The sequence below is a fragment of the Holdemanella sp. genome, assembly GCF_056804935.1.
This window is the reverse complement of record NZ_DBMEXE010000071.1, coordinates 1-6,972: the sequence shown is the minus strand read 5'-3', so window position 1 is coordinate 6,972 and position 6,972 is coordinate 1. Positions and strand designations below refer to the sequence as shown.

Sequence of the window (6,972 nt, the reverse complement as noted above, 5' to 3'; positions counted from 1 at the left end):
ACACACCTGAACTCATCCCGAACTCAGAAGTTAAGCACTTTCACGGCGACAATAGTTGGGCTTGCCCCTGCGAAGATAGCTAGCTGCCGGGTCCTTTTTTTATACATATGTAGCGTTTGTCTGCTTTTTTTTTACGCTTTTCTAGCGTATAATACCAATATGCATAAAATTTTGAAATATTGTAAATCAAAACCTATCTATATTATCTTAGCTGTATTACTTCAATTTTTAACACTGTTCTTTTTGGTGAGCTATTTTAGTCAAAGATTCTTTATTGTTTACTATATCTTGATCATATTTAGTCTATGCGTCTGTATGCATATCATCAATCGTGATTCGGATTCTAGTTCTAAATTATTATGGGTTTTATTGATTATGTCTTTTCCAATCTTTGGTGGCATTGTTTATTTATTACTTGGAAATCGTAAGATTCCAAAGGCTTTAATGATCAAAGATAGACAGGCATATTCAGACTATAAAAAGTATGCTCTTCAAAACATTGAAATTTTAAGTGATCTTCATGAAGATGACTATGTCTTAGATAAAATGACATCCATGGCATGGACAAATGGATATTTTCCTGTTTATGACAATTGTTTGTTAACTTATTTTCCTTCTGGTGAAGAACAATATCAGGCTTTTATTCAAGAATTAATTAAAGCCGAAGATTTTATCTTTATGGAATTCTTTATTATCAATAAAGGAGTTATGTGGAATACCATTCTACAGATCTTAATGGATAAAGCCGCTATGGGCGTAGATGTTCGTGTTATTTATGATGATATGGGATCTTTGACCTATTTACCTAGAGATTATGCGAAATGTTTGAATGCGCGTGGCATTCAAACACATGCCTTTAATCCATTACGACCTCAACTGGCCATGGCAATGAACAATCGAGATCATAGAAAGATTCTAGTCATTGATGGTAAGGTGGCCTTTACAGGAGGTTGCAACATTTCCGATGAATATATCAACACGAAGAAACGTTTTGGGCATTGGAAAGATATGGGTTGTATGATCAAGGGAGCTGGTGTTGAAATGTTTACCATTTCCTTCTTACAGATTTGGAACTATCAAGCCAGTGAATATACATCGTATTCGCGTTTTATTCAAAATCGTGAAGTCTTTTCATCATTAAAGAATCCTGGATATATCATTCCATTTTCGGATTCTCCAACGGATGAAAATAACACAAGTTTAAATATGCATTTGAATATGCTTGGCTGTGCCAAAGACTATTGTTGGATCACAACGCCCTATTTAATTTTGGATGCTGAAATGATTTCATCTCTAAAACTCGCTGTATCCAATGGTGTAGATGTACGAATTGTTGTTCCTGGAATTCCGGATAAAAAGATGGTGTATGAAGTCACAAAAGCCAACTTTGATACATTGATCAAAGCAGGTGTTAAAATTTACGAATATACACCTGGATTTATTCATGGCAAAGTTTGTATCGTTGATGATTCGAGTGCTTTAGTAGGCACAGTGAATATGGATTTTAGATCATATTATCAACATTATGAATGTGGTGTATGGATGCATGAAACTACTTGTTTAACAGATATAAAAAATGACTTTGAAGAGATATTCAAAGTCTCACATGAAGTTTCATTAGAGGAATGTGTAAACACAAATCCAGCTGTGAAAGTATATCGAAATATATTAAAGGTATTTAGTCCTATCATGTAGGATTAAATACCTTTTTTTCTATTTATGAATCATTTTTTCGGGTTGCACATACAAATCGAATTCTTCACTCGTCAAATAACCCAAATTTAAAATGGCTTCTTTTAAAGTTAAGTTATTTTTGAAGGCATGTTGGCTTGCATGTCCTGCTTTTTCATAGCCAATCACTGGATTTAAACAAGTGACTAACATTAAGGAGTTATGTAAGTTTTTATCCATAGTTTCTTTATTGGCCTTTAAACCATCTAAACAATGGATGGTGAATGAGTGAATCGCATCACTTAATAATTGAATGCTCTGATCCATATTGTAGGCAATCAATGGCATAAAGACATTTAATTCAAAGTTTCCTTGGCTTGCCCCAATACCAATCGCCGTATCATTTCCCATGACCTGTACGGCAACCATAGTTAAGGCTTCACATTGAGTTGGATTGACTTTACCTGGCATAATACTAGATCCTGGCTCATTGCTTGGAATATCAATTTCATGAATGCCACTTCTTGGGCCACTGGCAAGCCATCTTATGTCATTCGCAATCTTCATACAGTTAGAGGCAAGACCTTTTAAAGCCCCACTTGTATATACCATGGCATCCTTACTTGTTAGAGCATGGAATTTGTTTGAATCTGGTACAAAAGGAAGATGTGTCTTTTCAGAAATGAGCTTTGTGACGACTTCATCAAAACCTTCTGGACAGTTGATTCCTGTACCTACAGCGGTTGCACCACAAGCTAGTTCATACACATATTTTAAGCTATCGATAATTTGAGCTTTACTATGCTCAATCATAGAACGGTATCCACTTAATTCTTGTGAGAAATATAATGGAGTGGCATCTTGAAGATGAGTCCTACCAATTTTAATAATGCCTTCGTTTTCTTCTTCTAGTTTTTTGATTTGATGAATCATTAAATCCAATTGTGGAAGTAGCTCAGCATTGATTTTTTGTGCGACCATGATATGTAACGCAGCCGGGAAGGTATCATTTGAACTTTGGGATGCGTTAACCGTATCGTTTGGATGGAGAATGTTTTCCTTTGCGTATTCATTTCCTAACATGGAAATGACTTCATTGGCATTCATGTTGGTTTGTGTTCCAGAACCTGTTTGCCAGACATGTAAAGGGAACTGGTCTAAATATTGTCCGTTTTCGATTCTTTGACAGATTTCGACAATGGCTTCACATTGTTTTTCAGTAATTTTATTGAAATGAAGGTTGGCCTTGGCACATGCTTCTTTCAATATCGCAAAACTATGAATCAAAGAGGCAGGCATTAATTCCTGTCCAATCTTAAAATTCTCTAAACTTCTTTGGGTTTGGGATTTCCAATATTTGTCAGCCTCGACTTTGATTTGTCCTAAGCAATCTTCTTCTATACGATATGTACTCATTTTGTTCACCTCTATGAAGTAGTTTAACATTTTTTTAAAAAATTGTCTGTATACATGTTACAATAGATACGTAAAATAAAAGGAAATGAGGAATACTACATATGCGAATGAAGGAGCCATATGAAGCTTATTTAGATGATTACAATTGTTTGGATGTTTATATGTCCAAAAATTTTTTTGGTGGAAAAAGTCGTATTTTCCATATGAAAGATACAAAGGATCGTATTATTCCGTTGACGATTCAGTCTCAAAGTGATCTATACAATGGATATACGCATTATTCATTGTCTTTAAACGGGAATTTGCAAATGGGTCAAGAATACACTGTGTATGATGAACATTGTAAAACTTGTGTTGCCAAATACTCTCATATTGTTAAAACAGAGCGTTTTGCGAAAGAGTACATGTATGAAAAAGAGGATCTAGGAGTTACATATACACCGGAAAAGACAACCTTTAAAGTATGGGCACCCACCGCATTAGCTGTGAATGTAGGCTATGTTTTAAATGGCAAGAAAACCGTTGAATCGATGGCTCGACAGGATAAAGGGGTTTTCTCGCTTACTGTCAATAAAGATTTAAATGGAGTTCACTATTCTTACTTAGTACGTGTGAATGGAGAATATAAAGGGGTAACAGATCCTTATACTTGTTTTAGTGGTCCGAATGGCCAATACAGTGTGATTGTAGATCCTAAGAGTTTAAAACTTCCAAAAAAAGTCAAGTTGAAGCCAATGGATAGTGAATGCGATGCGATTATATATGAGGCAAGTATTCGTGATATGACAAGTCAAACTGGAATTGGTGTGAGTCATCCAAAAAAATTTGTGGGATTTACGGAAGAAAATGAAATCACAAAAGCACACAATACGGGTTTTAGTTATTTAAAATCATTAGGTGTGACACACGTACAATTGATGCCTGTATTTGACTTTGGCAGTGTGGATGAAGTGTATCCAAATATTTTCTATAACTGGGGCTATGATCCTGTACAATATCGTTGTTTGGAAGGGGCCTATTCACTAGATCCAAAGAATGCGAAGTTACGTATCGAGGAGTTTGCGAATTTGGTGCATGATTGTCACAAGGCAGGCATTCGAGTGAATTTGGATTTAGTGTTTAATCATGTGTATGTCAAAGAAAATTTTGCGTTAGAAAATATGGTGCCCGATTATTATTTCTTAATGAATCGTGAAGGTGAATTTTCGAATGGAAGTTTCTGTGGCAATGATATTGATACACAGCCATATATGGCACGTAAATATTTTTTAGAAACTTGTAAGAAGATCATTGAGTTATTTGATGTGGATGGTTTCCGTTTTGATCTAATGGGAATTCTAGATTATAACTTAATGAATGAAATTAGTGAAGAATGTAAAAAATTGAAACCGGATTTTATGATTTATGGGGAAGGCTGGAATATGCCAAGCTTTGTGGCGGAAGAGATTCGTGCTTCGCAACTGAATCAAGCTAAGATGCCACATGTTGGTCATTTCTCGGATCGCTTCCGTGAAGTTGTTCGTGGATCGAATGATGAGCTTTCACGAAAAGGCTTTGCGTCAGGACAAGCCGATTTATTCTATCAAGTAAAATGTGTAATGGCCGCAAGCTGTATGGACCATGTGTTTGATAGTCCAGCGAAAGTCATTAACTATGTAGAGTGTCATGATAATCATACGTTATGGGATAAAAACAGAGTATGTTGTCATGGGGAGAGTCGTGATTTAAGAGAAAAACGACAGATCATGGCCAATGCGATGGTATTACTTGCACAAGGGGTTCCATTTATTCATTGTGGTCAAGAGTTTGGTCGCACTAAACAAGGTTTAGGGAATACATACAATCGTTCGGATAACTACAATCGTGTTGATTATCAAAGAAGGGATCATCATATTGAAATTGTAGAGCGTACAAAGGAATTGATTCAGCTTCGTAAAGAACATCCTTGTTTTAGATTGAGCACGGTTGAAGACATCGAAAAAGGTGTTCAATTTGATTCGATCTATGATCAAGTCTTAGTCTATTCTTGTCAAAAAGGGGATGATCATTGTGTGGCTTTCTTTAATCCAACTAACATTCCTTATGATTATCATTTGGAACAAGAAGCTAGAGTCTTGTTTGATGATGGAAATAGCAATGCGCTAGAAACGCAGGATATTCATATTGCATCATTTAGTGTCGTCGTTTGTCAATTTGGCTTGACGGCGTAGAACTCAAAACATATAATATAGGTTAAATTGAGAAGGAGATAAACAATGGCAAAATTTTTTGAAGAACCATCTAGAACGTTCAGTGAGTATTTATTGATTCCTGGTTACACAGGTCCGGATTGTACACCGGATAAGGTGAGTTTGAAAACGCCTTTAGTAAAATTCAAAAAAGGTGAAGAACCTGCACTATCTTTAAATATTCCAATGGTAAGTGCTGTAATGCAGGCTGTTAGCGGTGAAGAAATGGCTTGTGCACTTGCACGTGAGGGTGGAGTAAGTTTTATTTACGGTAGTCAAACAATTGAGTCTCAAGCCGCTATGGTTCGTAAAGTAAAATCGACTAAGGCTGGATTTGTTGGCAGCGATTCAAATATTAGCCCTGAAGCAACATTAGAGGATGTAATTGCTCTTCGTACTAAGACAGGACACTCAACAATGGCTGTTACTGACAATGGTCAAGCAGATGGTAAATTAGTAGGTATCGTAACAAGTCGTGATTATCGCGAAAGTCGTATGGATCATTCGATCTTGGTTAAGGAATTTATGACACCATTTGAAAAATTGATCGTCGGAGATGAAGATATTACATTGTCTGAGGCAAACGATTTAATCTGGGAACACAAATTAAATCAGTTGCCTATCGTTGATAAAGAACAACACTTAAAGGCATTCGTGTTCAGAAAAGATTATGAATCACACAAAGATAATCCAAATGAATTATTGGATGATAAAAAGCGCTACATTGTAGGTGCTGGTATCAATACACGTGACTATGCGACTCGTGTACCTGCTTTAGTAGAAGCTGGTGTAGATGTTTTATGTATTGATTCAAGTGAAGGATATTCTGCATGGCAAGCTGAAACAATTAAATGGATCCGTGAACACTATGGTGACAGCGTAAAAGTCGGAGCTGGTAACGTTGTAGATGGAGATGGTTTCCGTTTCTTAGCGGATGCAGGAGCTGACTTTATTAAGATTGGAATCGGTGGAGGTTCTATCTGTATCACTCGTGAACAAAAAGGTATTGGTCGTGGACAAGCTACAGCTACAATTGATGTTGCGAAAGCTCGTGATGAATACTTTGAAGAAACTGGAATCTATGTTCCAATTTGTTCAGATGGTGGTATTGTACATGATTACCATATCACATTAGCATTGGCATTTGGTGCTGACTTCGTTATGTTGGGTCGTTACTTTGCTCGTTTCAAAGAAGCTCCAAATAAGATTGTAAGTGTAAATGGAAATTACATGAAGGAGTACTGGGGTGAAGGTAGTGCTCGTGCTCGTAACTGGCAAAGATATGATGTTGGTGGAGACAAGAAAATGTCTTTCGTAGAAGGTGTTGATTCGTATGTTCCTTATGCAGGTAGCTTAAGAGACAATGTAGGTCTATCTTTATCTAAGATTCGTCATACAATGTGTAACTGTGGATGCTTAACAATACCTGAACTTCAAAAAGATGCGAAGGTTACATTAGTATCAAGTACAAGTATTGTCGAAGGTGGAGCTCACGACGTTGTCGTTCGTGATGAACATTTCGACGCAAAACCACAATAATCTCAAAAGGACTTCGGTCAATGTCATTAAGTTAAGAGATGACGAACCATCCAGATACTATTTTCTGGATGGTATTTTTATTTGAAGGCACGACGAAAATTGTAGTATTGCTACTACA

4 protein-coding genes and 1 rRNA gene are annotated in these 6,972 nt (G+C 36.4%); 4 read left to right on the top strand and 1 reads right to left on the bottom strand.

The genetic code is table 11. From position 1 onward, the window contains the following. Together rrf and cls are read left to right on the top strand one after the other, a co-directional pair. A 5S ribosomal RNA gene (rrf, locus tag ACZQCL_RS04760) occupies nt 1-92 on the top strand; the annotation flags it as partial. 67 nt (nt 93-159) lie between these two features. Continuing rightward, complete coding sequence (cls, locus tag ACZQCL_RS04755; protein WP_482481970.1) at nt 160-1,695, top strand: cardiolipin synthase; 1,536 nt, start codon at nt 160-162, stop codon at nt 1,693-1,695. Nucleotides 1,696-1,713: 18 nt separating this feature from the next. On the opposite strand, the gene fumC is transcribed toward cls, so the two are convergent. Further along, entirely contained in the window at nt 1,714-3,087 is a 1,374-nt protein-coding gene (gene fumC, locus ACZQCL_RS04750) for a class II fumarate hydratase (protein ID WP_482481968.1), read from the bottom strand. Nucleotides 3,088-3,188: 101 nt separating this feature from the next. On the opposite strand from fumC, the gene pulA reads away from it, so the two are divergent. Further along, nucleotides 3,189-5,297, top strand: a complete 2,109-nt coding sequence (gene pulA, locus ACZQCL_RS04745; RefSeq protein ID WP_288523111.1) for a type I pullulanase — start codon at nt 3,189-3,191, stop codon at nt 5,295-5,297. A gap of 45 nt (nt 5,298-5,342) precedes the next feature. Then, on the top strand, nt 5,343-6,854 hold the full coding sequence (locus ACZQCL_RS04740; RefSeq protein WP_118115030.1) for an IMP dehydrogenase: 1,512 nt from the start codon (nt 5,343-5,345) through the stop codon (nt 6,852-6,854). The last annotated feature ends 118 nt before the right edge of the window (nt 6,855-6,972 follow it).

Excerpts from the sequence above, each read along its gene's own strand:
- cls (WP_482481970.1), top strand. The coding sequence starts at position 160 with ATGCATAAAATTTTGAAATATTGTAAATCAAAACCTATCTATATTATC.
- fumC (WP_482481968.1), bottom strand. The coding sequence starts at position 3,087 with ATGAGTACATATCGTATAGAAGAAGATTGCTTAGGACAAATCAAAGTC.
- pulA (WP_288523111.1), top strand. The coding sequence starts at position 3,189 with ATGCGAATGAAGGAGCCATATGAAGCTTATTTAGATGATTACAATTGT.
- ACZQCL_RS04740 (WP_118115030.1), top strand. The coding sequence starts at position 5,343 with ATGGCAAAATTTTTTGAAGAACCATCTAGAACGTTCAGTGAGTATTTA.